Source organism: Streptomyces sp. CA2R106 (assembly GCF_037034245.1).
Taxonomy (GTDB): domain Bacteria; phylum Actinomycetota; class Actinomycetes; order Streptomycetales; family Streptomycetaceae; genus Actinacidiphila.
The window spans coordinates 455,006-479,174 of record NZ_JBAGKC010000002.1; the positions used below are offsets into that span (position 1 = coordinate 455,006).

The 24,169-nt window shown below is 73.4% G+C and carries 21 protein-coding genes; 8 read left to right on the forward strand and 13 right to left on the reverse strand.

Annotated features, from left to right (window positions below; translation table 11 throughout):
- Positions 1-43: 43 nt before the first annotated feature.
- Together WA788_RS05235 and WA788_RS05240 are read right to left on the reverse strand one after the other, a co-directional pair.
- Positions 44-916, reverse strand: a complete 873-nt coding sequence (locus WA788_RS05235) for a lysozyme (protein ID WP_335972092.1) — start codon at positions 914-916, stop codon at positions 44-46.
- Between the two features lie 317 nt (positions 917-1,233).
- Positions 1,234-1,851 carry a TerD family protein gene (locus tag WA788_RS05240; RefSeq protein ID WP_443033974.1) on the reverse strand — a complete coding sequence of 206 codons (618 nt, stop codon included), beginning with the start codon at positions 1,849-1,851 and terminating at the stop codon, positions 1,234-1,236.
- A 138-nt stretch (positions 1,852-1,989) separates the two neighbouring features.
- Here WA788_RS05240 and WA788_RS05245 point away from each other — a divergent pair, with 138 nt between their 5' ends.
- Positions 1,990-3,819 carry an APC family permease gene (locus WA788_RS05245; RefSeq protein ID WP_335972094.1) on the forward strand — a complete coding sequence of 610 codons (1,830 nt, stop codon included), beginning with the start codon at positions 1,990-1,992 and terminating at the stop codon, positions 3,817-3,819.
- Positions 3,820-3,938: 119 nt separating this feature from the next.
- On the opposite strand, the gene WA788_RS05250 is transcribed toward WA788_RS05245, so the two are convergent.
- A complete protein-coding gene (locus WA788_RS05250; protein ID WP_335972095.1) occupies positions 3,939-4,889 on the reverse strand; it encodes an SDR family NAD(P)-dependent oxidoreductase in 951 nt (316 codons plus the stop codon).
- Between the two features lie 112 nt (positions 4,890-5,001).
- Between WA788_RS05250 and WA788_RS05255 the strand changes: the two genes are divergently transcribed.
- The 3 genes from WA788_RS05255 (at position 5,002) to WA788_RS05265 (ending at position 7,551) form a co-directional block, all read left to right on the forward strand.
- Positions 5,002-5,568, forward strand: coding sequence for a TetR family transcriptional regulator (locus WA788_RS05255; protein ID WP_335972096.1), 567 nt, complete (start codon positions 5,002-5,004; stop codon positions 5,566-5,568).
- A gap of 130 nt (positions 5,569-5,698) precedes the next feature.
- Positions 5,699-6,553 carry an SCO6745 family protein gene (locus WA788_RS05260; RefSeq protein WP_335972097.1) on the forward strand — a complete coding sequence of 285 codons (855 nt, stop codon included), beginning with the start codon at positions 5,699-5,701 and terminating at the stop codon, positions 6,551-6,553.
- Positions 6,554-6,696: 143 nt separating this feature from the next.
- Positions 6,697-7,551: a vWA domain-containing protein gene (locus WA788_RS05265; protein ID WP_335972098.1), complete on the forward strand. Its 855-nt coding sequence runs from the start codon at positions 6,697-6,699 to the stop codon at positions 7,549-7,551.
- A 63-nt stretch (positions 7,552-7,614) separates the two neighbouring features.
- Here WA788_RS05265 and WA788_RS05270 read toward each other — a convergent pair whose 3' ends face one another.
- The 4 genes from WA788_RS05270 to WA788_RS05285 form a co-directional block, all read right to left on the reverse strand.
- A complete protein-coding gene (locus WA788_RS05270) occupies positions 7,615-8,493 on the reverse strand; it encodes a carbohydrate ABC transporter permease (protein ID WP_335972099.1) in 879 nt (292 codons plus the stop codon).
- Positions 8,490-9,716: a carbohydrate ABC transporter permease gene (locus WA788_RS05275; RefSeq protein ID WP_335972100.1), complete on the reverse strand. Its 1,227-nt coding sequence runs from the start codon at positions 9,714-9,716 to the stop codon at positions 8,490-8,492. Before WA788_RS05275 ends, WA788_RS05270 begins: the two co-directional genes overlap by 4 nt.
- Positions 9,717-9,783: 67 nt before the next feature.
- Positions 9,784-11,022 (reverse strand): sugar ABC transporter substrate-binding protein, encoded by a 1,239-nt coding sequence (locus WA788_RS05280; RefSeq protein WP_335972102.1) that lies wholly within the window; start codon positions 11,020-11,022, stop codon positions 9,784-9,786.
- A gap of 109 nt (positions 11,023-11,131) precedes the next feature.
- Positions 11,132-12,214: a LacI family DNA-binding transcriptional regulator gene (locus tag WA788_RS05285; protein ID WP_335972104.1), complete on the reverse strand. Its 1,083-nt coding sequence runs from the start codon at positions 12,212-12,214 to the stop codon at positions 11,132-11,134.
- A 236-nt stretch (positions 12,215-12,450) separates the two neighbouring features.
- Here WA788_RS05285 and WA788_RS05290 point away from each other — a divergent pair, with 236 nt between their 5' ends.
- Together WA788_RS05290 and WA788_RS05295 are read left to right on the forward strand one after the other, a co-directional pair.
- Positions 12,451-14,886, forward strand: coding sequence for a glycogen debranching N-terminal domain-containing protein (locus WA788_RS05290; RefSeq protein ID WP_335972232.1), 2,436 nt, complete (start codon positions 12,451-12,453; stop codon positions 14,884-14,886).
- Between the two features lie 75 nt (positions 14,887-14,961).
- Entirely contained in the window at positions 14,962-15,939 is a 978-nt protein-coding gene (locus tag WA788_RS05295) for an acetylxylan esterase (RefSeq protein WP_335972105.1), read from the forward strand.
- Positions 15,940-16,049: 110 nt separating this feature from the next.
- Here WA788_RS05295 and WA788_RS05300 read toward each other — a convergent pair whose 3' ends face one another.
- Together WA788_RS05300 and WA788_RS05305 are read right to left on the reverse strand one after the other, a co-directional pair.
- Positions 16,050-16,505 carry a hypothetical protein gene (locus WA788_RS05300; protein ID WP_335972107.1) on the reverse strand — a complete coding sequence of 152 codons (456 nt, stop codon included), beginning with the start codon at positions 16,503-16,505 and terminating at the stop codon, positions 16,050-16,052.
- A 232-nt stretch (positions 16,506-16,737) separates the two neighbouring features.
- Complete coding sequence (locus WA788_RS05305; protein ID WP_335972109.1) at positions 16,738-17,367, reverse strand: DUF998 domain-containing protein; 630 nt, start codon at positions 17,365-17,367, stop codon at positions 16,738-16,740.
- Positions 17,368-17,577: 210 nt separating this feature from the next.
- Here WA788_RS05305 and WA788_RS05310 point away from each other — a divergent pair, with 210 nt between their 5' ends.
- Positions 17,578-18,789, forward strand: a complete 1,212-nt coding sequence (locus tag WA788_RS05310; protein WP_335972111.1) for a peptidoglycan recognition protein family protein — start codon at positions 17,578-17,580, stop codon at positions 18,787-18,789.
- A 31-nt stretch (positions 18,790-18,820) separates the two neighbouring features.
- Here WA788_RS05310 and WA788_RS05315 read toward each other — a convergent pair whose 3' ends face one another.
- Positions 18,821-19,984: a TDT family transporter gene (locus WA788_RS05315; RefSeq protein ID WP_335972113.1), complete on the reverse strand. Its 1,164-nt coding sequence runs from the start codon at positions 19,982-19,984 to the stop codon at positions 18,821-18,823.
- A gap of 71 nt (positions 19,985-20,055) precedes the next feature.
- On the opposite strand from WA788_RS05315, the gene WA788_RS05320 reads away from it, so the two are divergent.
- Entirely contained in the window at positions 20,056-20,994 is a 939-nt protein-coding gene (locus WA788_RS05320) for a LysR family transcriptional regulator (protein ID WP_335972115.1), read from the forward strand.
- 48 nt (positions 20,995-21,042) lie between these two features.
- On the opposite strand, the gene WA788_RS05325 is transcribed toward WA788_RS05320, so the two are convergent.
- The 3 genes from WA788_RS05325 to WA788_RS05335 all read right to left on the reverse strand — a co-directional run bounded on the left by WA788_RS05325 (position 21,043) and on the right by WA788_RS05335 (position 24,168).
- Complete coding sequence (locus WA788_RS05325; RefSeq protein WP_335972117.1) at positions 21,043-21,783, reverse strand: AfsR/SARP family transcriptional regulator; 741 nt, start codon at positions 21,781-21,783, stop codon at positions 21,043-21,045.
- Between the two features lie 502 nt (positions 21,784-22,285).
- The gene (locus WA788_RS05330) at positions 22,286-23,173 is read right to left on the reverse strand and encodes a carbohydrate ABC transporter permease (protein ID WP_335972118.1); all 888 of its coding nucleotides are present in this window, start codon (positions 23,171-23,173) and stop codon (positions 22,286-22,288) included.
- Positions 23,170-24,168 (reverse strand): carbohydrate ABC transporter permease, encoded by a 999-nt coding sequence (locus WA788_RS05335; RefSeq protein ID WP_335972119.1) that lies wholly within the window; start codon positions 24,166-24,168, stop codon positions 23,170-23,172. Before WA788_RS05335 ends, WA788_RS05330 begins: the two co-directional genes overlap by 4 nt.
- Position 24,169: the final 1 nt, after the last annotated feature.

Consider the following 24,169-nt stretch of genomic DNA (forward strand, 5'->3'; position numbering starts at 1 on the left):
AGCGGTGTCGGGCCACCCCGGGCCCGGATACGTTCGGTGGACCTCAGGTGTTGTCGGCGAGGTTGCGCAGACCGCTGAGCGGGCCGTTGAAGTAGTCCTGGTCGCCGGGGAAGGTGCCGGAGTCGGCGTGCTGCCAGAAGCTGTAGAACGGCCAGCCGGCCGGCAGCTTGCCCGCGCTGGAGGCGTAGCGCGCCACGAACAGCGGGTCGTTGGCGGCGAAGACCGGGGTGTTGCCGGTGCAGCGGGTCCACCAGTCGGTGGTGGAGTAGATCGTCGCCCAGCGGGTGGTCTTCGCGTGCACCTCGTCGACGAACGCCTTGATCCAGCTGACCATCGCGCTCTTGCTCAGGCCGTAGCAGGCGGCGCCGGAGGGGTACTCGATGTCCAGCGCGGGCGGCAGCGTCTTGCCGTCCTTGGACCAGCCGCCGCCGTGCGCGACGAAGTAGTCCGCCTGCGCCTTGCCGCCGGAGTTGTCCGGGCGGGCGAAGTGGTAGGCGCCCCGGATGAAGCCCGCGTAGTAGGAGTCGGTGTAGTTCGCGTTGAACTTCGGGTCCTTGTACGTGGTGCCCTCGGTGGCCTTGATGTACGCGAACCGGGCGCCCTTGCGGTACTGGGCCGGCCAGTCGACGGTGCCCTGCCAGTTGCTGACGTCGAACCCGGGGGTGCGGGTGCCCGTGGTGCTCGCGGCGACCGGGGCGGTCCCGACACGGCCCTCGTGGGCGGCGATCGACGAGCCCATCCAGTCCCGCTCGGGGTGCAGCAGCGCGCCGCGCACGTGCGGCGCGCCTCCGATCGCGTCGGCCGGCCCGGCGGGCGCGGCCAGGACTCCCGCGAGCGCGACCGCCGTGCATCCGATCGCCAGTGCCGACTTCCGTACGCCGTTCCGCCCCCGCGCGCTGTGCCCGGCGTCCCGCATGACTGCCTCCATGGGTGTGGCTTTGCTTCCCTTGTGCCCCATATGCGCCATTTGACCAGAGCGATGCGGCGCTCCGGCGCTGGACGCGCGGGGCATCACGGTCACTCCCGTGGGGCCGTACGGGTGAGCGGCGCCGGGCAGTTCGGTGCCGCGGGAAGGCAAAAGGCCACGTCGGCGCGGGTGGCGCGGGGGATCGCGGCTGTGCGCATACGTCCGTACAGGCATACGTATCTACGGTCGTATGTACGGCTTGTATGGACATCGCGACGCGCGGGTGAGGCGCGGAGGCGGGGGTGGCGAGGGGCGGTGACGGGCGGTCAGGCCGGCGGGCGGCCCATCAGGTGGCCGAAGGTGTCCGGGTCGGCGGCGTAGCCGCACAGCAGCGGGTGGAAGCTCCACGCGCCGGACTCGGCGCGGGTGAACTCCGCGAAGGTCGCGGCCGTGGCGGTGCCCAGGTGGTCGAGGTCGCCCTCGGCGAGCACCGTCCAGCCGCTGACGATCTGGTAGCCGGGGTCGTCCACCATGCCGAACTCCAGCCGCCCGTAGCGCTGCTGGATCATCGCGCCGACCACGACCCTGCGGTACTGCGCGCCGAGCCGGTCCAGCTCCAGGGTCATCACCTCGTCGAAGCCGAGGCCCTTGCCGTCCTTGCTGTCGCGGTTGAGCCACATGGTGCCGTCGGGCGCCCGGCTGTCGAAGTGCACCAGGTAGGCCGGCTCGCCGTGCTCCGCGCCGACCTGGAAGGCCGCCGCGATCGCGTCCAGGTCGCTCTGCGGGACGCCCGGCGGGCTCGGGTCCCACCGCAACCGCACCTCGACCCGCTCGATCCCCTTGCTGAGGCCGGTCATCACACGCCTCCCACCCCGACGCGCCGTCACGAACTGCTGTGCTCTTTCGATTAACCCCCGGTCCGTACCGGCCTGTCCACTTCCCACAACACCTTCCGGCCACCGGTCGGCGGACGCGGCGCCGGCCGGTGCGCGGCGGCGCCCCGCGCGTCCCGGGGTGCCCGGGCGGGCCCGGCGGCCACACTGAACGGGCAAAGCGACCAAAACGCCCACCGTGAGGTGCTCATGATGTACGGGCTGGCCCGCCGCCACCTGCGGCCCAGGGTTCCGCTGCGGCCCGGGGAAGGGCACCGCGCGACCGAGAAGGACCGGCTCACCACCCTGGGCGGCCTCGCCGCACTCTCCGTCGACGCCCTCAGCTCGGTCGCGTACGGGCCCGAGGCGATCGTGCTGGTGCTGGTCACGGCCGGCACCGGGGCGATCAACGCCACCACCCCGATCGCCCTGGCGATCACCGTGCTGCTCGCGGTGCTGGTGGTCTCCTACGGCCAGGTGATCGCGGCGCACCCCGAGGGCGGCGGCGCCTACGCCGTCGCCAAGCAGGACCTCGGGCCGCGCACCAGCCTGCTGGCCGCGGCGAGCCTGGTCGTCGACTACGTGCTGACCGTCTCGGTGAGCCTGGCCGCCGGCGCCGCCGCGCTCGCCTCCGCCTACCCCGCGCTCCACTCCCACCTGCTGGAGGTGTGCCTGCTCGGCCTGCTGCTGCTCACCGCCGTCAACCTGCGCGGGGTCGCCGAGAGCGCCCGGGTGCTGATGCTGCCGGCCGGGCTGTTCGTGCTCGGTATCCTCGGCGTCGTGGCGGTCGGCCTGGTCCGCGGCCACCCCGTGGCCTCGGTCGGCAGCCGTGAACACGTGCACGTCACCGAGACCCTCGGCGTCCTGCTGGTGCTCAAGGCGTTCTCGGCCGGCTGCGCCGCGCTGACCGGGGTGGAGGCCATCGCCAACGGGGTGCCGGCCTTCCGCGCGCCGCGGGTACGGCGGGCCCAGCGCACCGAGCTGATGCTCGGCGGACTGCTCGGCCTGATGCTGGTGGGCCTGTCCGTGCTGATCCACCGCGACCACGTGGTGCCGCGCGGCGGGGTGACCGTACTCGCGCAGCTCACCGCCGGCGCGTACGGCACCGGCTGGCCCTACACCGCCACCAACCTCGTGGTCACCCTGGTGCTCGGACTCGCCGCCAACACCAGCTTCGGCGGCCTGCCGGTGCTGATGAGCCTGCTGGCCCGCGACAACCGGCTGCCGCACATCTTCGGGCTGCGCGCCGAACGCCCGGTCTACCGCTACGGCGTGGTCGTGCTCGCCCTCCTCGCCGCGCTGCTGCTCATCGCGGTCGGCGCCGACACCCACCGGCTGCTGCCGCTCTACGCGATCGGCGTCTTCATCGGCTTCTCCATCAGCCAGATCGGCCTGGTCCGGCACTGGCGGTCCACGCGGCCCCCCGGCTGGCTGGGCCACGTGTGGGTCAACGGCCTGGGCGCGGCGCTCACCACGGTGGCCGGCGTGGTGCTGCTCAGCACCAAGTTCCTGGAGGGCGCCTGGGTGGTGGTGCTAGTGGTGCCGCTGCTGATGCTGATGTTCAGCCGGGTGGAGCGCTACTACGACGAGGTGCGCGCCGAACTCCGCCTCGGCCAGGTGCCCGCGCCCCCGGCGCGCGGCGGCCCCGGGCTGGTGGTGGTGCCGGTCGGCGAGGTCAGCGAGGTGGCCCGGTACGCGCTGACCGCCGCCCTCTCGCTCGGCGACGAGGTGGTCGCGCTCGCGGTGCACGCCGACCCGGAGCGGGCCGACGCGCTGCGCCGGGCGTGGGAGCAGTGGGAGCCCGGGGTGCGCCTGGACATCGTGGACAGCCCGCACCGCTCCCTGGTCGAGCCCGTGGTCGGCTACGTCAAACGGCTCGCCGCGGACGGGCAGCAGGTCGCGGTGCTCATCCCCGAGGTCGAGCCGCGGCACCGCCGCTACAAGATCCTCCAGAACCAGCGCGGCATCCTGCTGGCCACGGTGCTGCGGGCGCGGACCGACGTCGTCGTGTGCATGCTGCCGTACCGGCTGCGCATCTGACGGCCCGTCCGTCACGCCGCCAGGTCCGTACGCCGGCCCGTCCGTACGCCGGCCCGTCCGCCGTACCGCGGCCCGTCCGCCGTACCGCGGCGCGGCCTCAGGCGTGCCGCGGCGCGGCCTCAGGCGTGCCGCGGCGCGTGGCCCAGCGGGTCGAGTTCGGCCGCGGTGGCGCCGTCCGCCGCGGTGGACTCGCTCAGCTCGCGGTGCTCCTCGTCGGAGGCGAGCAGGGCGCGGCCGGCGGCGGTGGCGTAGCGGAACGCGTCGGTGCCGACCAGCAGCCGCAGCGGCGGTTCGGGCATCGCCATGACCTCCAGCAGCAGGCGGGCGACCTTGGCGGGGTCGCTGGCGCTGGTCACGGCGCCGGAGCCGTGCCGCTCGGCCATGACGCCGACGGTCGCCCGGTACTCCGGCCGGACCGGGGCGATCCGCATCGAGGAGCCGGCCCAGTCCGTGGACATGCCGCCGGGTTCGAGCACGGTGACCTTGATGCCGAGCGGGGCCACCTCGGCCGCGAGCACCGAGGAGAAGCCGCCGACGGCCCACTTCGCGGACTGGTAGGCGGCCAGGCCCGGGGTGGCCAGCCGGCCGCCGACGGACGAGACCTGCACGATGTGTCCGGAGCGCTGCTCGCGCAGCACCGGCAGCGCGGCCTGGGTGAGCCGGACCACGCCGAGCAGATTGGTGTCGATCTGGGCGCGGAAGTCGTCGAAGGCGGTGTCCTCGGCGGCGGCGACGTTGGCGTACCCGGCGTTGTTGACCAGCACGTCGAGCCGGCCGAAGCGGTCGACGGCGGTGCGGACGGCGGCCCGGACCTGAGCGTCGTCGGTCACGTCCAGCGGGACGGCGGCGAAGCGGTCGCCGTAGCGCTCGGTGAGGTCGGCCAGGGCGTCGGGGGAGCGGACGCCGGCCACCACGCGGTGGCCGGCCTCGGCGGCGGCCCGCACGATCTCGCGGCCGAGGCCGCGGGACGCTCCGCTGACCAGGAAGACGGCGGACTCGGGGAGCGCGGCGGGTTCCGGGGCCGCGGCGGACGGGGCGGACGGGGAGGACGGGGTCGACGGGGAGGTCATGGCGGGGCTCCGCTCGGGAGAAGGTTGCTGACTAACCGGTTGATTAGTAATTCCATGAGACTCCTCTCCGGGACCTTTGTCAACTATCCGGTTAGTAGATAGGCTGGGTGTCATGAACAGGGATGCGGAGGCGACGCGGCGCCGGCTGCTGCGCGCGGCGACCGAGGAGTTCGCCGCCTACGGCATCGCGGGCGCCCGGGTGGACCGGATCGCCGCCGCGGCGCAGAGCAACAAGGCGCAGATCTACCACTACTTCGGCAGCAAGGACGGCCTGTTCGACGCGGTCTTCGACGCCATGTGCCGCGAGACCGTCGACGCCGTGCCGATCGACGCGGCCGACCTGCCCGAGTACGCCGGCCGGCTCTTCGACTCCTACGAGCGGCGGCCGTGGGTGCAGCGCCTCGCGACCTGGTACCGGCTGGAGCGGGCCGGCAGCGGCACCCTGATCCCGGTGCTGCTGGAGAGCAACGCGGCGAAGATCGAGGCGGTCGCGGCGGCGCAGCGCGGCGGCCTGCTGCCCACCCGGTTCAGCGCGGAGGAACTGCTCGGCCTGGTCCTGCACCTCTCGGGCTTCTGGAGCGCCAACACCCCGGAGTTCGACGCGCGGCTGGCCGGCGAGGGCGCGGAGCGGCGCCGCAAGGTGGTCGTGGACGCGGTGGCGGCGCTGGTCGCGGGGTGATGCGCGGGGGACGGTGCCCGGCCCCCGACCGGCGCGCTCGGCCAACTTCCTTTCAGTGATCATGAGTTGGGCCGCGGCCGCGGTTGTACTCACTGGTAGATTTCCGGTCTGCCGCCCCTACGATGGCGGCATGACACTCGAGGCCACCCGGCAGTGCCACAACGCGCTCAACCCGCTGCACTCGCTGATCTACTTCGCGCCCGAGGCCGAGCGGGAGTACACCGCGATCGGTCTGGAACCCGGCGGCATGGGCTACTTCGCCAGCCGCGCGGCGGCCATGGGCGCCGTGGGCCCCGGCACCGTGGCAGCCGCCTTCTACAACTTCAACCCCGCGCTGATCGCGCGGTTCATCCCGCGGGCGTGGCAGGCCGCCGCACCCGAGGCCGTGCTCGACGCGCGGCTGCGCGCGGTGGAGGGGGCGCTGACCCGGGTGCTCGGCGCGGACGCCGCCGACGACCCCGAGGTAGCCGAGGCCGCAGCGCTGGCGACCACCGCCGTCGAGGCGTGCGCGGTGCCCGGCCGGCCGCTGTACGGCGCCCACGCCGACCTCGACATACCGAAGTCGCCGCAGGCGGCGCTCTGGCACTGCGGCGGCCTGCTGCGCGAGCACCGCGGGGACGGCCACGTCACCGCGCTGGCCGCGGCCGGACTCGACGGCCTGGAAGCGCTGATCACCCACACCGCGACCGGTACGGGCTCCGCCCCGGAGTTCGCCCGCGCCACCCGCGGCTGGAGCCAGGAGGAGTGGGACGCCGGGTGCGAGCGGCTGCGCGAGCGCGGGCTGCTCGACGCGGACGGCGCCCTCACCCCGGCGGGCACCGCGCTGCGCCAGGAGATCGAGGACACCACCGACCGGCTGGCCGCCGACCCCTACCGCCACCTCGGCGAGGCGGGTACGGCGCGCCTGACCGAGATCGCCTCGCGCCTGACCCGTGCCGCGGCCCAGAGCGGTGCCTTCCCCGCGGGGCTCTCGGCCCCGAAGTAGCCGGCGGACCCGCGCCGCCCCGCCGGTGACGGGCGGGGCGGGCGCGGCCGGTGCGGCGGCTGTGGCGGCGCGGCGCGGGAGTACGTGGGATCTTCGTACGAACGGCGGGCGCTGCCGGGCCGGTTGGAGCAGAATCACGGCACATGGCCATCGACTACCGCAAACGTCTGCGCATCGGCTTCCGCAAGGGGGCGGCCGGGCCCGAGGGGGCGGCCGCCGCGGCGGCCGGGACCGCGGAATCCGGGACCGCTTCCGGCACCGCGGGTGCCGAGCCGGCGGGTTCCGGCGCCGCGATCAGCCTGCGGAAGGTCGCCGACCGGGCGCCCGGCCTGGTCAGCCTCTACAAGCAGGCCGCGGTCTCGCTGGCCAAGCACCGCGTGGACGGCCGCCGGGCCGCCGTCTACCTGGTGCTGGACCGGTCCGGCAGCATGCGCCCGTACTACCGCGACGGTTCCGTGCAGCACCTGGCGGAGCAGACCCTGGCGCTGGCGGCGAACCTCGACGACGACGGCGTGGTGCCGGTGGTCTTCTTCTCCACCGGGATCGACGGCACCGCCGAGATCGGCCTCGACTCCTACCGCGACCGGATCGGCACGCTGCACGACGCGATGGGCCACATGGGGCGGACCAACTACCACCTCGCCATGGAGGAGGTCATCGCGCACTACCGGGCGTCCGGGGCGAAGGACCCGGCGTTCGTGGTGTTCCAGACCGACGGGTCGCCGACCTCGCGCGCGGCGGCGGAACGCGTGCTGTGCGCGGCCGCGGAACTCCCGGTCTTCTGGCAGTTCGTGGGCTTCGGCGACGACGAGTTCCGCTTCCTGCGCAGGCTCGACGACCTCCCGGTGCCCGCCCGCCGCGCCGTCGACAACGCCGGCTTCTTCCCGGTCGGCGCGGCGCCGAAGGAGATCTCCGACGCCGACCTCTACGACCGCCTCCTGGCGGAGTACCCCGCCTGGCTGACCGCGGCCGGCGCCGCCGGCATCCTCCCGCGCTGACCGGCGGGCGGCCGGGTGATCGGGCGGCCGGGCGACGGATCGGACGGCCGGGGAGCCGGGCGGTCAGCCCTTGACGGAGCCGGAGTTGGCGCCGCGCACGAAGTGGCGCTGGAAGACGAAGAAGAGCACGGCCACCGGGATGGTCGCCAGCAGCGCCGCGGTGAGCTTGAGCGGGTACTGCGTGCCAGCGCTGAGGCTGCCGGAGACGAAGCGGGCCAGGCCCGTGGTCAGGGTCTCGTACTGCGGGGACTGGGTGGCCACCAGGAAGTGGGTGAACTCGTTCCAGGACGACTGGAACGACAGGATGGTCAGCGTGATCAGCGCCGGGCGGGCCATCGGCAGCACCACCGACCAGTAGGTGCGGAAGATCCCGGCGCCGTCCATCCGCGCGGCCTCCTCCACCTCCTTCGGCACCGACAGGAAGAACTGCCGCATGATGAACACCCCGGCGGCGTCCACCAGCAGCGGGATCACCATGCCGGCGTAGGTGTCGAACATGCCCAGCTGGTTGAGCACCAGGAACTTCGGGATGAGCAGCACCACGCCGGGCACCGACATGACCGTCAGCAGGCCGTTGAAGAGCAGGTTGCGGCCGCGGAAGTCCAGCCGGGCCAGGGCGTATCCGGCGAGGGAGTCGAAGAACACCCGGCCGCCGGTGATCAGGACGGTGACCAGGACCGAGTTGCCCAGCCAGCGCGTGAACGGGATCGACTCGCCCCCGCTGCCCCCGAACAGCCGCCGGTAGGACTCCAGCGTGAAGGGGTTCGGCAGCAGCGACAGCGGGTGCGCCGCCGCGTCCGGGTCGGTCTTGAAGGACGTGACCAGCTGGATCACGAACGGCAGGACGTAGACCAGGCCCAGCAGGGTGGACACGGCCAGGATCAGGACGGTGCCCAGCGAGGGGCGCCGGCTGCGCGCGGGATTCCTGTGGATGACGCTCATCGGTTCCTCCCGAGGAGTCGGCGGCCGCGGCCGGGGTGCTCGCCGCGCTCCCGCAGCAGCACCCGCTGCACCAGCGTCATCAGCATGATGATCGCCAGCAGGACGAACGCGATCGCGGCCGCGTGGCCGTAGTCGCTGTCCTGGAAGCCGGAGGTGTACGACAGGTAGGCGGGGGTGAGGGTGGTGTTGCCGGGGGCGCCCTGGCTCATCACGTACACCGCGTCGAAGACCTGCCAGGTGCCGATCAGCCCGAGGGTGAGCACCAGGAAGATCACCGGGCGCAGCGCGGGCAGGGTGACGTGGCGCAGCGACTGCCAGCGGGTGGCGCCGTCCACCCGGGACTGCTCCTCCAGTTCGGCCGGCACGTCCTGGAGCGCGGCGAGGAACATCAGCATGAAGGTGCCCGAGGTGGTCCAGATCGCCAGCACGATGATCGTGCACATCGCGATGGACGGCCCGGCCAGCCAGTCCCACCACGACAGCCCGAACAGGCCGTGCGCGGCCAGCGCGTGCACCGGCTGGTCCGGGTCGACCAGGCCGACCGCGCCCAGCACCGACCAGACCAGGCCGTGCGCGTCGGTGAACCACTTCGGTCCGGTGATGCCCACCCACTTCAGCAGCGCGTTGACCGCGCCGCTGCCCTGGAAGAGGAAGAGGAACACCGTGGAGATCGCGATGGAGCTGGTGACGGACGGGAAGAAGAACGCGGTGCGCAGCGGCCCCTTGCGCTTCAGCCGGCGGCTGTTGACCGCCAGCGCCAGGCCCAGGGCCAGCACGGTCTGGAGCGGCACCACCAGCAGTACGTAGTAGAGGTTGTTGCGCAGCGAGATCATGAACAGCTGGTGGGTCAGCCCGCCGCTGCTGCCGAACAGGTCGGTGTAGTTGCGCACCCCGACGAAGTCGGCGGCCGAGCTGAACGGGTCGGACTGGCCGTCCCAGTGCAGCAGGCTGACCCACAGCGCCATCAGGATCGGCAGCAGCAGGAACAGGCCGAGCACGATCACCATCGGGCTGACGAACAGCCAGCCCCAGCGGCCGTGGTGGCGGGCGGCGAGGCTGCCGCGGGTCGGCCCCGCCGCTTTCCTCCGCCGGCCGGCCCCGCCGCTCCCGCCCGGCCCGCCGGGTCCGTTCCCGCGGTCCGGTCCGCCCGGTCCGGCCGTCCCCGTCCGGCCGGCCGCGGGCAGTGCGACGGCCGCGGCGCCGCCCTGCTGCTCCTTGCGCATGTTCCTGCCCTTTCCCGCTGCCCGCTGGCCGGGTGCCACCGGTCCCACGAACCGTTCGCCGCCCGCGTCAGCCGGCCGACTTCAGCGCCGCCGCGCCGTTCTTCTGCAAGCTCGCCAGGATCGTCTTCGGGTCGGCGCTCGCCAGCCCGCTCAGATCGGTGTCGAACTGCGTCAGCACCTTGGTGAACCCGGGGATCGTCACCGGCCCCTGCCCGTAGGAGGCGCCGTCGGCGAACGCCTTGTCGGCCGGGTACTTCGCGCTGTAGGAGGCGAGCGCGCTGGTCCGGGAGGGCAGCACACCGTAGGCGCCGGCGAAGGTCAGCTCTTGCGGCACCGCGGTGAACGCCTTCACCAGCGAGACCGCCGCGGCGTGGTGGGCGCTCTTGTTGGCGATGCCCCAGCAGGTGCTGAACGACAGGGTGCCCTTGCCCGCCGGCCCCTCGGGCAGCGACAGCACCTTGTAGTCGACCGACGGGTAGTCCGAACTCATCGCGCCGGTGAGCCAGTTGCCCTCGATGGTCATCGCGGCCTTCTGGGTGCCCAGCGCCTCACCGCCCCAGCCGGTGTCGACCTGCTTGGGGAACTTCAGCGCACCCTCCTTCAGCAGCTTCTTGACGTAGGTCAGCGCCTGCACGTTCGCGGCGCTGTCCGCGGTCACCTCGGTCTGCCCGGCGTTGGTGATCCAGCCCCCGGCCTGCTTCATGAAGACGCCCAGTTCGTTGTAGGAGGCGTCGACCACCAGGCCGGTCGTCTTGGCGGTGGTGAGCTTCTTGGCGACCTTCTCCAGCTGGTCCCAGGTGGTGGGGTAGTCCGCCGCGGTCAGGCCGGCCGCCTTCCACATCCTGGTGTTGACCGCGAGGGCCAGCGTGGAGGTGTCCTTGGGCGCGCAGACGAACTTGCCGCCGTAGGAGAAGGACTTGCGCAGCGAGTCGGAGAAGTCGTCCTGGTACGACAGCTGGTCGCCGTACGCGTACAGCGAGTTGCCCTTCGCGTAGTTGGCGAAGGTGCTGGAGCCGACGTAGAAGACGTCCGGCGGCTTGCCGCCCGCCAGCGCCTGGCCGAGCTGCTGGTCGAGGTTCTGGGCCGCGGTGACCGTGACGGTGTTGCCGGTCTGCTTCGCCCACGCGGCGGCCGCGGCCTTCACGGCGTTGGTCTCGGCGTCACCGGACGAGCCGATCATCACGGTGAGGTGTTGCTTGCCCCCGCTGTCCTGCTTGCTGCTGGAGTCGCTGCCGAAATTCGACGAGCAACCGGCCAGCAGGAGGGCGCCGCACAAGGCGACGGGGGCGGCTCTGCGTACGTTCATCATCACTCCGAAGGGGAGGCGCCGATAGTGGCGGGCGGGTGCGGAAGACGGGGGCCGGTCAGGCCGGGTGGGGGCGGTGCCGGTCAGACCGGGTGGAGGGCGGTGCCGGTCAGGCCGGGTGCGGGTGGGCGGGTGGCCCGGGGTGCGGGGCGGAGCTCTCCCGGACCACCAGCTCCGGGGGGAGCAGCAGCCGCTGCGGCTCGGCCTTCGGGTGCTCGATCCGGTGGACCAGCAGCCGGGTACAGGCCCGGCCGACCTCCTCCAGCGGCTGGTGCAGGCTGCTCAGGCTCGGCGAGAGCAGCGCGGCCGCCGGCGAGTCGTCGAAGCCGACCACCGCCACGTCGGTGCCGGGCGTGCGGCCGCGCTCGCGCAGCGCCCGGTAGACGCCCAGCGCGAGGGTGTCGCTGACCGCGACCACGGCGGTGACGGCGTTGCCGCCGTCCAGCAGCGGCGCCACGGCCTGCTGGGCCGCCGTCGCGTCGTCCTCGGCGGCCTGCCGCAGGCCGCGCACCGGCAGCCCGTGCCGCTCCATGGCCTCGCGCCAGCCGCGCGCCCGGTCGTCGCCGGAGCCGGAGCCGCGCGGCCAGCCGAGCAACCCGATCCGGCGATGGCCCGCCGCGACCAGGTGGTCCACCGCCTCGGCGGTGCCGTGCGCGCCGTCGACGTCGACCCAGTCGCCGATGTCGCGGGCCGACCAGGACCGGCCGAAGGCCACGAACGGGATCTCCCGCCTGGCCAGCCACGCCGGGCGCCGGTCGCCGCGGTAGGTGTTGCTGAGCACGAACGCGTCCACCGAGTGGTCGCGCAGCAGTTGGTCGTAGCGCTCCTGCTCGTCGTCGGCGCCGACCGGTGCGGCGAAGAGCAGCACCCGGTAGCCGGCGGAGTCCGCGGAGTCGGACAGCGCGTGCAGGAAGCGGTCGAGCACGGAAGTGGAGATGCTCGGCGGGGTCGGGGCGACGCCGTAGCCGATCAGCCGGCTGGAGCGGGTGCGCAGCGAGCGGGCGGCCTGGCTCGGCCGGTAGTCCAGGTCCGCGATGGCCCGGCGGACCCGCTCCAGGGTCTCGCCCGCGAGCAGGTCGGGGGAGTTGAGCGCATTGGAAACGGTCTGCGCCGACACCCCGGCCCGCTGCGCCACCATGGCCAGCGTCACCGGCTTGCCCCCACCGCCACCTGCGGCTTTGCCACGCGCCACCTACGGCCTCCCTCATCGTCCGAGCTTCCGCGGCAGCGCGTTTTCCACGCGTCGCTGCGTTTGGTGGAACGATAAAATCCCCTTCTGGTGCTGGTTGGCAAGGGGTAAGGTGCGATTTGATCGATCCAAAGGTTCGATCCAAAGGTTCGATCCAAAGGTTCGATCCGAGGATGCGGACCACGCATCGACCCTCTTGACCCCACCGTCGCCACGACGAGAGGCACCGCACCGTGAACATGGCTGTCCAGGGGCGCACCGGCGCCGACACCCCCGCCTCCGCAGACCCAGCGGAAGGGCTCCAGCCGTTCCTGCACGACGCCTGCACGACCGTGTACGCGCCGAGCCTGGCGCTGTCCCGGCGCAGCGGTGACCTGGCGGGCGGGGCGGACGGCTTCTTCCACGGCGACCGGCGCGCGCTGTCCCGGCTGGAGGTGCGCTTCGAGACCGGCGGCGCGGGCGGCGCGGGCGGCACCGGCGGCGCAGGCGAGGACTCAGGTGAGGGCTCGGGCGGGGGCGCGGGCTCGGGCGCCGTGCCGGTGCTGCTGGCGCCGGTCGGGCACACCCTGCGGGCGGCCGACGAGACCGCCTACCGCGCGGTGCTGCGCGGCGTCGGCGAGAGCACGGCCGACCCGGCCGTCACACTCCACCGGGTCCGGCGCTTGACGCCCGGTCGGTTGCGGGAGACGCTGCGGGTCACGAACTCCGGTGCGCTGCACGTCTCGCTGACCATGGTGGTGGCCGCGGGCACCGACCTGGCACGGATGGACGACGTCAAGAGCGGCCGCTTCCCGCGGCTGCGGCCCGCGGCGGCGGCCCCCGCCGAGCCCTCCGGACCCCCCGAGCACCCTGCTCCCTCCGAGCCCCGCGACCCCGGTGGCCGCGGCGGTTCCGGCCTTCCCGGCGGCACCGGCACACCTGACAGCGCCGAGGCCGCCGCGGCAGCCGCGAACGCCGCGGCCACCGGCCTGACCTGGCACGACGAGGACGGCCTGCGCGTCGTGCTGCGCCCGCTGCCGGCCGCCGGCCTCGCGCAGGACCCGCCGGCCGGCCCGGCCGCCGAGCCGGTCACCCAGGCGGCCGTTCCCGTCACCCACGCCGCCGCCCCGGCCCTCCGGCCCGCGGACGGCGAGCTGCGCTACCGCCTGGAACTCGCCCCCGGCACCTCCTGGCAGGCCGACCTCGAGTGCACCGTGCGGGACCCGCGGCCCGTGCTCTTCCCGGCGCCCGCCGCCGGCAGCGTGGACTGGCCCCGGCCCTCGGTCACCTTCGCCGACCAGCGGCTGGACGCCCTGGTGGCCCGTTCCGTCGGCGACCTGGAGCGGCTGCTGCTCACCGACCCGGACCACCCCGGCGACGCCTTCCTGGCCGCCGGGGCGCCCTGGTTCCTCACCCTCTTCGGGCGCGACTCGCTGTGGGCCGCCCGCATGCTGCTGCCGCTCGGCACCGAACTGGCCGCGGGCACCCTGCGCACCCTGGCCCGCCGCCAGGGCACCCGCACCGACCCGCACACCGAGGAGCAGCCCGGCAAGATCCTGCACGAGGTGCGCCGCGAGGCGCTGCGGCTGGCCGACTCCCGCGCGCTGCCCGCCGTCTACTACGGCACCGTGGACGCCACCCCGCTGTGGATCACGCTGCTGCACGACGCCTGGCGCTGGGGCATGCCCGACCACGAGGTCGCCGCACTGCTGCCGCACGCCGAAGCCGGGCTGGAGTGGCTGGCCCGCCACGGCGACGCCGACGGCGACGGTCTGCTGGAGTACGTCGACAGCACCGGCAGCGGCCTGGCCAACCAGGGCTGGAAGGACTCCGGCGACTCCATCCGCTGGCGCGACGGCCGGCTCGCCGCACCCCCCATCGCCCTGTGCGAGGTCCAGGCGTACGCCTACGAGGCCGCCACCGCCGGCGCCGCCCTGCTGCGTGCCTTCGACCGCCCCGGCGCGGACCGCTGGGAGGAGTGGGCCGCCACCGTACGGCGCCGCTTCCGGGAGAGCTTCTGGGTCTCCGACGCGCTCGGCCGCTACCCCGCGGTCGCCCTCGACGCCGACAAGCGCCCGGTCGACTCCGCCACCTCCGCCTTCGGGCACCTGCTCGGCACCGGGCTGCTCGACCGCGAGGAGAGCGCGCTGCTCGCCGCCCGGCTGGCCGGGCCCGACCTCGACTGCGGCTTCGGGCTACGCACCCTCAGCAGCCGCAACGCCGGCTTCAACCCGCTCGGCTACCACGTCGGCTCCGTCTGGCCGCACGACACGGCGATAGCGGTGCACGGCCTGGTCAGGGCCGGTTTCCCGGATCAGGCGGTGCCGCTCGCCAAGGGCCTGGTCGCCGCCTCCGCCGGCTTCGAGGCCCGCCTGCCGGAGCTGTACGGCGGGCACGGCAGCGCCTACGACGAGGCCCCCGCCCCCTACCCCGCCGCCTGCCGCCCCCAGGCCTGGTCGGCCGCCGCCGGTGTGCTGCTGGTGCAGGCCGCCCTCGGGCTGGCCGCGGACGTGCCCGGCGGCCGGCTGCGCGTCGACCCCGCGGCCGCCGGGGCGTTCGGTCCGCTGCACGTCACCGGCCTGCGGGTGGCGGGCGGCCCGCTGTCCGTACGGCTCGACGCCGCCGGCCGGGTCGAGGTCTCCGCCCCCGACAGCCTCACCCTGGACGGCGCCCACCGGGCGCCCGCCCGGCCCTGACCGCCGGCTTCCGCCCGCCGTAGCCCGTCCGCCGTACTCCGACCAACGCACCCGCCCCCGCAGGAGGACCGCCCCGTGCCCGAGACCGACCTGCCGCTCGACCAACTGCGCGCCTACCTGCCGGACCGGCAGGAACCCGCGGACTTCGACGCCTTCTGGGCCGCGACGCTCGCCGAGGCCCGCAGCCACGACCGCCCGGCCGAGTTCACGCCCCACGACGCCCGGCTCAGCGAGGTGCGCGTCTACGATGTGCGCTTCCCCGGCTACAACGGCGACCCGGTGGCGGGCTGGCTGCTGGTGCCCGCCGCCGCCCGTACCCCCCGGCCCTGCGTGGTCGGCTACCTCGGCTACGGCGGCGGGCGCGGCTTTCCCTACGAGTGGCTGACCTGGCCCGCCGCGGGCTATGCGCACCTGCTGATGGACACCCGCGGGCAGGGCGGATCGCTCCAGCCCGGCGCGACCGGTGACCCGCACGGCAGCGCCGGGTCCTCCTCGCCCGGCATGGTCACCCGAGGCATCCAGCGCCCGGAGGACTACTACTACCGGCGGGTGTTCACCGACGCGGTCCGCGCGGTGGACGCCGCCCGCGCCCACCCGGCTGTCGACCGGGAACGCATCGTGCTGGCCGGCGGCAGCCAGGGCGGGGGCATCGCGCTGGCCGCGGCCGCCCTCGCCGACGGGGTCCGGGCCGCGGTCATCGACCAGCCCTCGCTGTGCCACTACCGCCGGGCACTGTCCGTCGTGGAGGGCAACGCCTACCGGGAGATCTGGACCTACCTGCGCACCCATCGCGACCAGGTGGAGCAGGTGTTCACCACCCTTTCCTACTTCGACGGCGTCAACTTCGCCGCCCGGGCCACCGCGCCCGCGCTCTTCGCGGTCGGCCTGATGGACGACATCTGCCCGCCCTCCACGGTCTTCGCCGCCCACAACCACTACGCGGGGCCGAAGGACATCCGCGTCTGGCCCTACAACCGCCACGAGGGCGGCGGGCAGCACCAGGTCGTCCACCAGCTCGACTTCCTGCGGTCCGTGCTGGGCGAGGTGAGCTGACCGGGACCGGGGTCAGCGGACCCGCACCGTCCGGCGGCCGGACCGTCCGGCCGCCGGGCAGCTGCCGGAGCGGGGCGGCCGACCCGGGCCGCGAGGTATGAGGAAGCCGGTCATCGGGCCACCGCCGTGCGCGAGCGGCTCGTCAGCACGGCGTTCTGCACCGCGAGCACCACGCCGACGTAGAGCAGGATGCTGGCCGGGCCGAGGCCGGAGCCGGCCAGGTCGTCCAGCAGCAGGTGGAGGCCGATGCCGGCTATCCACAGCGCGGCGGTGACCAGGTTCCCCTTGCGGAAGTACTCCGTGCCCTCGCGCCAGACCGTGACGGTGAAGCCGCGGGCGGCGGCCAGCGCCACGCCGAGGGCCAGGCTCAGCGCGGCTATCCCGACCTCGCCGCCGTGCAGCGGGTGCTTGGCGGTGAACGACACGGTCTCGACGGCGCCCACCACGATCAGGACGAGACCGACCCGGGACTTCTCGCGCAGCGGCCTGGTGGACAGCTGGCGGCTCACCAGCCAGACCAGGACGACCGCGGCGACGGCCACGTTGACCAGACCGTGGGAACTCACAGGGGACCGCCCTTCGACAGGCACCGGCAGGAGGAGGAAGACACCTCCATGCTGCCGATCGGAGCCCGCCGGCGGACCAACCCACGGGTTGATCCGCGGGTGGAGATCTGCGGGCCTCCCCCGTCAACCCCAGGGTGGAGAGCACTGCCGGCGACCGCTCTGACCAGCCCGTTCGGTCGTGCTGTCCTCCACCCGGCCCCACCCGGCCGTCCACCGGCCGCGGCCGCCGACGCTACGGCGTGCGCGGTCCGGCGGCCACCGCCGGGCGCGGGCGGCCATGGCGCCGGGCGTGCCACACGCAGGAGAGCACCACGACCACCGGCCACAGCGCCTGCACCGACGTCACGACCCGCTCGGCGACGCCCGCCGCGCCGTCGATCTCCACCTCGACCAGGAACCAGGCCGCGCCCGCCCACATCAGCGCGCTCATCGCCACCGACGGCACCGGCCGCAGCCCCCACGGCGCGCGGCGGCCGCGGCGGGTGGCGAAGACCGGCCACAGGGCCAGCAGGGTGAAGCCGACGCCGACGACGGCGCCGTGCGACAGCGAGCCCCCCGTGCGCGGCGCGGGGAAGACCGTCAGCAGGATCGCGGCCAGCCCGCCCCCGGCCAGGCACAGCCGCCCGGTGAGCTTGGCGGCGTGCAGGCCCCAGGCGGTCGCCATGTAGCAGCTCCCGACGGCGACCAGCGTGCCGGTCAGCACCAGGTAACCGCGGTGGTTACCGGCCGCCAGCACGCTGATCGTCTGCGTCACCGGGTTGTACCCCGGCTCCTCCAGCAAGGTCGCCGTCGTGAAGCCCACGACCAACACCACAGGGGCACAGCTCGACGAGATCAGCGCCCACCAAGCCACAAGTCGCATCACTACATAATAAAACCGTCAGCTCATCGGCGCGCTCCCGACGACCCGGCGCCCTCGTGTGAAGCGCCGCATGAGCGGCCTTTCCGGGACATCCTGCGGCGCCCGCCGCAAGGATCTCGAAGAGCTTCTGGTGGTGCGTCAGCCGGCCGCATAGTCTCCGCTTGCCGTCGGCGGCCGGCAGAGGCCGCCGCGTTCGTCTGGGGAGAGCGCATGGGCGTCCACGAGCACGAGGCAGGGCACGGGGCAGACCGGGGCACACCGTACGAGGCGGATCGGCGCACACCGCACGAGGTGGACCGGCGCACCCTGTTCAGAGCCGGGCTGGGCGGGACGGTGGCCGCGGTCGTCGGCACCGGGTTGGCCTTCCCGGGCAGCGCGCACGCGGAGGGCGCGGAGCCCGAGACGCCCTCGGCCGAGTTCCCCTGGATCATCGACTGCGACACCTGGGGCGCCCGTCCGCCGTCGAGCCCGATCCAGATCACCGGCAACACCACCAACAAGATCATCCTGCACCACATGGCGTTCCCGAACGTCACCGACTACTCGCGCGACCACGCGATCCAGCTGGCCAAGGACTGCCAGAACCTGCACATGGACACCAACGGCTGGGCGGACACCGGCCAGCACTTCACGGTCAGCCGCGGCGGCTACGTCCTGGAGGGCCGGCACCAGAGCCTGTCGACGCTGGAGGCGGGCGAGCACCAGGTGGTCGCCGCGCACTGCCCGGGCGAGAACGGCAACGCGATCGGTATCGAGAACGAGGGCACGTACATCACGCAGACGCCGCCCGACGCGCTGCTGGACTCGCTGGTCGAGCTGTGCGCCGCGGTCTGCCGCAAGTTCGGCCTGAACGCCTGGGACATCTTCGGGCACTGGGACTTCTACCTGACCGACTGCCCCGGGATCGCCTTCTACGCCCAGTTCCCGATGGTGCGCGCGCGGGTGCTGCGGGCCCTGGGCACCCCGCACGCGCTGATACCCGCCCGCCGCTGGCCCGACATCTGGCGGTTCGTCGACGGACCGGTGGTCGAGGTGGCGCAGTACCTGCTGGACGCCGCCGGCTACTCCCTCGCCACCGACGGCGACTTCGGCCTCGACATGAACGACGCGGTCGCCGACTTCCAGACCACGCACGGCATCCCCGTCACCGCGGACTGCACCTTCGACGCCGCCACCTGGGAGGCGCTCGCCCCGTGCCTGGACCGGCACTCCACCGGACTGCCGGTCAGCGCACTCCAGTTGATGCTCAGCCGCAAGGGGTACGGCGACGTGGCCGTCAGCGGCACCTACGACGCCGCCACGGTGCGGGCGGTGCGGGGCATGCAGCGCCTGCACGGCCTCGCCCCGAACGGCAAGGCGGACCTGAGCACATGGTGCGCGGTCGTCGGCGGCTCGGTGCGCGAGGCGTTCGGCCGCCACTGAGCCGGCGGTCCCGCACCGCGTCGGTGGCCCGTCACCGGGTCGGGGCGGCGCGGAAGAGACCGCCGCGGGCGCTGCCCGCGGCGGTCCGGGCGCCCACGGTGAGCCAGGCGGCGACGAGGAAGCCGTAGAGCGCGACGGCGACCGCCTTCAACGGCGTCGAGCCGAGGTGCACCGCGAGGGCGCTGGTGCCGGTGACGCAGGTGCCGACCGGGAAGGTGAAGCTCCACCAGGTCAGCGAGAAGGGCAGGCCGCGGCGGGCGGTGCGCAGGGTGAGGCTCGCCGCCAGCGCCAGCCACATCATGGCGAAGCCCCAGGCGGGCACGCCGTAGAGGAAGCCGAACGCCTCGGCCGCGCCGGCGTACGGGCGCGGCAGGGCGAGGTGGGCGGCACCGCCGAGCAGGTTGGCGGCGGTGACGGACTGGCCGAGCGGGCCGAGCACGATCCACAGGGTGGGGACCATGGCGGCCGGGCCGACGGAGTGGTGCATCAGCCGCGCCCAGACCTGGGTGATGATCACCACGCTCGCGAACAGGCTGATGCCGAACATCGCGTAGCAGCCCAGCAGCATCGTCAACCGGCCCTGGCCGGGCGCGAGGTGGGGGACGAGCGCGGCGCCGGTCGCGGCCGAGACCATCGGCGGCACCACCGGCATCAGCCAGCCGCCGAACGCGCCGTCGGCGGCCGTCTCGCCGCCGGTCATCATCCGGTACGGAATCCACACCGCGGTGACCAGCCCGAGCGCGGTGCCCGCCGTCCACAGCACGGCGTCGACGACGAGGGCCGGGTGGGCGCCGATCCGGTCCTGGCCGAGGGAGAGGGTGCCCGCGCCCACGGTGAGCAGCGCCATCGCCGGGGCGCCCCAGAAGTGCGCCATCACCGGGTGGTGGGCGTGCGCCCTCGCCCGGTCGCGGTGCCGGGTGGCGTGCACGGCCCATGCGGCGGTGAGCGCGACGAGCAGGAAGGCGGCCAGCGCCCAGACGACGGTGGCCGCCGTCCGCAGCCCGGGCGCGTGGACGGGCAGGGTCGCCGCCGCGTTCGCGGTGATGCCGGTGCCCATGACCGAGGCGTACCAGTTGGGGCCCAGGTGCCGGAACAGGTCGGCGGGGCGGTCGAGTTCGCGCAGCAGCCCCCACGGGAGGCGGCGTGCGGACCGGGCGCCGCCGGGGCGCGGCGGTGCGGCGAGCGAAGAGGTCATGCCCTCCACCCTCCGGCCGGTCCGGCGCCGCGGGTAGGGAGCAGTACGGCATGGCGCCATAGACTGGGCTTATGCCCCTGACCAGCCGGGTGCGCGACCTGGGCCCGTTCGACCTGCTGCTGTCCGTGGCGCGGCTGGGCAGCCTGGGCGCCGCCGCGCGCGAGCACGGCATCAGCCAGCCCGCGGCCAGTTCCCGGATCAGGTACCTGGAGCGGCGTACGGGCGTCACGCTGCTGGAGCGCTCGCCGCAGGGGTCCCGGCTGACCGCGCAGGGCGCCCTGGTCGCGGACTGGGCGCGCACCGCGCTCGACGCGGCCGCGGCCCTGGAGGCGGGACTGACCTCGCTGCACCTGACCGCCGAGGCGCGGCTGCCGGTGGCCGCGAGCATGACCATCGCCGAGTACCTGCTGCCGCACTGGCTGGTCCGCTTCCACCAGGCGGTGGAGGGCACCGCGGTGGCCCTGACCACCGGGAACTCCGACGAGGTGGCCGCGGCGGTGCTCGGCGGCGCGGCGGCCATCGGGTTCGTGGAGGGCCCGGCGGTGCCGCGCGGCATCACCGCGGACCCGGTCGGGCGGGACGAGCTGAAGGTGGTGGTGCACCCCGGGCACCCCTGGGCCCGGCGCCGCCCGCAGGACGCCCTCACCCCCGACGAGCTGGCCGCGACCTCGCTGGTCAGCCGGGAGCACGGGTCGGGCACCCGGCTGTACCTGGAGCGCGCGCTGCGGGCCGTATCCGGCCGCCGGCTCGCGGCGCCGGTGATCGAGGTCTCCTCGACCACGGCGATCAAGACGGCGGTGGCCGAGGGGGTCGCGCCCGCGGTGCTCAGCTCGCTCGCCGTCGAGCGCGACCTCGCGGCGGGCACCCTGGTCGCGGTGCCGGTGGACGGGCTGGACCTGACCCGTACGCTGCGGGTGGCGCGCCGCACCGGCCAGGACTTCTCCGGCGCGGCCCGCGAACTCGCCGCCATCGCCCGCCGCTGGTCCCCGCCGCCCCCGCCCGCCCCCTGAGGCCCGCGCCCCGGCTGCGCCGCGGACCCTCAGGGGCGGGCCGGAGCCTCACGCGGTCCAGGCGGCGCGCGCGATGTCCGGGTCCTCCGTGAGGATCGCCCGCTGGAGGCGCTGGGCGGGGCCCCCGGGCTCCAGGCCCAGTTCGCTCACCAGGTTGCGGCGCAGCCGGTGGAAGACCTCCAGCGCCTGGCCGCGCCGCCCGTTGAGGAACAGCGCCTTCATGTACTGCATGTGGAGGTTCTCGTGCAGGGGGTGCTCGACGGTGAGGCCGGCCAGGCTCGCGAGCACGTCGCGGTAGCCGCCGAGCCGGAGTTGGGTGTCCACCCAGTACTCGTGCACCACGAGCCGGGACTCCTCCAGGCGGTAGCGGTCGGCCTCCAGCAGGCGGCCGACCGGGACGCCGGTCAGCGCCGGGCCGCGCCACAGCCGCAGGGCCTCGCCGAGTTGGCGGCTGCCGGTGCGGTCGTCGCCGGCGTCGAGCGAGCGGCGGCCGGCCACCGCGAGCGAGTTGTACCGTTCGATGTCCAGTTCCGCGGAGCCGGCGACGAAGCGGTAGCCGCCGGACTCGGTGCGCAGGATCTCCCGCGCCACCTGCGCGCTGGACAGGCCGGTGCCCGACGCGAAGAGTTTGCGGAGGCTGAGAATGTAGGTCTGTACGGTGGTGAGACAGCTGTTCGGTGGATTCTCGTCCCAGAGTTCCGCCATGAGGGACGACACCGGAACGACCTGTCCTGAATAGACGACCAGCATCGACAGCACCTTGCGCAGTTTCGGTGCGCTCGGCGTCATACAGACGCCGTCCGGCTGCACAAAGAGCGGACCGAGAATGCCGATCTTCATTTGCTACCCCCAGCATGCCTATCAGGGCGGAGTGTCCTTCAAGACCATGGGACAGCGTAACAAAGCGGCAAATGTGACAAAGCGGTCAAAGAGCTCAAATGATGTGCGGTGTGGTCCTGTTGTGGGGGACTTGTGCTCGCGATGACGCCGATCAGGGCGCTTCACCGGGGGCGCGGCTGTCCGGATCTCTTCGACAGAAAGACCGAACGCCACCCCCGCCCGCCGGGCGGGTGGGGGCAACTGCGCGCCGGGGCCGGGCGGCGGGCGGCGGAATGGGCGGCCGGGGTTTTCCCGGACACGCGGACCACAGTAGCGGGTATTCGTCAATGCGAGGTTCCCGGACAATTCACGGCGGTTCGAGCGCGCTTCGAGCGGAGCGCCCCGGCGTGGAATCCACGCCGGGGCGCTCCGCCCGCGCGCACCGCGGTGGGTACGTGTGTATGCCGCCGTATTACTTCAGCCCGGTGGTCGCGACGCCCTGCACGATCTGCCGCTGGAAGATCAGGAAGACCGCGATCAGGGGCAGGAAGCCGAGCACCGAGGACGCCATCACCTCCGCGTACTGGATGTTGCTCGGGTTGACCAGCGACGCCAGACCCACCGGCACCGTCTGGGACTTGGTCTGGCTGAGCACCAGCAGCGGCCACAGGAAGGAGTTCCAGGAACTGATGAAGGTGAGGATGGCGACCGTGGCCACCGCCGGGCGGGAGATCGGCAGGCAGACCGACCAGTAGACCCGCCACCAGCTCGCCCCGTCCAGCCGCGCCGCCTCGATCAGCGGTGTCGGGATGCCCTGGAAGAAGGAGTGGAAGACGAAGACCGACACCGGGGCGGCGACCGACGGCAGCACCAGCGCCCAGTAGGTGCCCAGCAGGTGCAGCGAGCGGTACTCGATGAACTGCGGCAGCACCAGCCCCTCGGTGGGCAGCATCAGCCCGGCGACGATCAGCGCCATCACCGCGTTGCGCCCGGGGAAGCGCAGCAGCGCCAGCGCGAAGGCGGCCATCGAGCACAGCGTCACGGTGAAGACGACCGCGAGCGTCGCGATCACCAGGCTGTTGAGGTACCAGTAGCCGATCGGGTAGTTGTCCCACGCGTAGGAGTAGGCGTGGAAGGACCAGCCGCCCGCGAAGGGCGAGGTGGGCTTGGCGGTGATCGACCCGTCCGAGCGGAGCGAGGTGATCAGCGCCCACACCAGCGGCACCAGCCAGACCAGCGCGAACAGCGTCACGCACACCGTGCACAGCCGGTTGAAGAGCTTCGCGCCGTTGGCGTGGCCGGCGATCGCGGTCGGCCCGGGGGAGCGGCGGCGCCGCTGTACGGGGGCAAGGGTGGTCATGAGGTCCTCCGTTCGGCCCGCGGTGCCGGCTGTTCGGCGGCCCGTTCGGCGGCGGCGGTCCGGTAGTGCCGCAGCGCGTACCAGGCCGCCGAGATCGCGACGATGATGACGAAATAGACCATGGTGGCGGCGGCGCCGTAACCACCGCGGTACGAGGTGAAGCCGGTGTCGTAGATGTACTCGATGACCGGGCGGGTCGACTGGTTCGGTCCGCCGCCCAGCAGCAGGTAGATCTGGTCGAACACCTTCAGCGAGGCCAGGATCTGGAGGATGAGCACCAGGCTGGTGGTGCGGCTGAGCAGCGGCACCGTCAGGTAGCGGATCTGCTGCCACGGGCTCGCGCCGTCGATGGCGGCGGCCTCGTACACCTCGGTGGGCACGTCCTGGATGCCCGCGGTGTACAGGACGAAGTTGAAGCCGAACGTCCACCACAGGGTCATCAGCACCACGGCCGTCCAGCCGCCCGAGGTGCTGCCGATGAAGTCCGGCGAGGTGAGCCCGACCGCACTGAAGAGCTTGGGGATCAGCCCGACCTGCGGGGTGTACATCCACAGGAAGACCAGCACGACCACCGACGACGGCACCACGTAGGGCGCGAAGAACGCCAGCCGGTAGAAGACGGTGCCGCGCCGCACCCGGGAGGCCAGGATGGCGAAGACCAGGGCGAGCACCACCAGCAGCGGCGTGGTCAGCAGCGTGAAGAGCACCGAGTGCCACATCGCGGACCAGAAGAGCGAGTCCTGTAGCACCGTGCGGTAGTTGGCCAGGCCCACCCAGCCGCCGAGGCCGCTCTTGACGGTGGTGGTGTTGAAGAAGCTGACCACGATGCCGACCGCCAGCGGGCCGATCATGAACAGCAGGTAGACGATGAGGAAGGGCGAGCTGAGCAGCAGCCCGGCCCGGCGTTCGGAGCGCGGGGCGCGCTCCCGGTCCGTGCGCAGGGTGACGCGGCGGGCCGGTCGCTCGGCGGGCCGCTCAGAGGCGATGGTCGTCATG

Coding starts and splice junctions, on each gene's coding strand:
- WA788_RS05280 (WP_335972102.1), bottom strand. CDS start 11,022: ATGAACGTACGCAGAGCCGCCCCCGTCGCCTTGTGCGGCGCCCTCCTG.
- WA788_RS05270 (WP_335972099.1), bottom strand. CDS start 8,493: ATGAGCGTCATCCACAGGAATCCCGCGCGCAGCCGGCGCCCCTCGCTG.
- WA788_RS05330 (WP_335972118.1), bottom strand. CDS start 23,173: ATGACCACCCTTGCCCCCGTACAGCGGCGCCGCCGCTCCCCCGGGCCG.
- WA788_RS05245 (WP_335972094.1), top strand. CDS start 1,990: ATGATGTACGGGCTGGCCCGCCGCCACCTGCGGCCCAGGGTTCCGCTG.
- WA788_RS05335 (WP_335972119.1), bottom strand. CDS start 24,168: ATGACGACCATCGCCTCTGAGCGGCCCGCCGAGCGACCGGCCCGCCGC.
- WA788_RS05325 (WP_335972117.1), bottom strand. CDS start 21,783: ATGACGCCGAGCGCACCGAAACTGCGCAAGGTGCTGTCGATGCTGGTC.
- WA788_RS05265 (WP_335972098.1), top strand. CDS start 6,697: ATGGCCATCGACTACCGCAAACGTCTGCGCATCGGCTTCCGCAAGGGG.
- WA788_RS05260 (WP_335972097.1), top strand. CDS start 5,699: ATGACACTCGAGGCCACCCGGCAGTGCCACAACGCGCTCAACCCGCTG.
- WA788_RS05320 (WP_335972115.1), top strand. CDS start 20,056: ATGCCCCTGACCAGCCGGGTGCGCGACCTGGGCCCGTTCGACCTGCTG.
- WA788_RS05255 (WP_335972096.1), top strand. CDS start 5,002: ATGAACAGGGATGCGGAGGCGACGCGGCGCCGGCTGCTGCGCGCGGCG.
- WA788_RS05235 (WP_335972092.1), bottom strand. CDS start 916: ATGCGGGACGCCGGGCACAGCGCGCGGGGGCGGAACGGCGTACGGAAG.
- WA788_RS05305 (WP_335972109.1), bottom strand. CDS start 17,367: ATGCGACTTGTGGCTTGGTGGGCGCTGATCTCGTCGAGCTGTGCCCCT.
- WA788_RS05310 (WP_335972111.1), top strand. CDS start 17,578: ATGGGCGTCCACGAGCACGAGGCAGGGCACGGGGCAGACCGGGGCACA.
- WA788_RS05275 (WP_335972100.1), bottom strand. CDS start 9,716: ATGCGCAAGGAGCAGCAGGGCGGCGCCGCGGCCGTCGCACTGCCCGCG.
- WA788_RS05250 (WP_335972095.1), bottom strand. CDS start 4,889: ATGACCTCCCCGTCGACCCCGTCCTCCCCGTCCGCCCCGTCCGCCGCG.
- WA788_RS05315 (WP_335972113.1), bottom strand. CDS start 19,984: ATGACCTCTTCGCTCGCCGCACCGCCGCGCCCCGGCGGCGCCCGGTCC.
- WA788_RS05290 (WP_335972232.1), top strand. CDS start 12,451: ATGGCTGTCCAGGGGCGCACCGGCGCCGACACCCCCGCCTCCGCAGAC.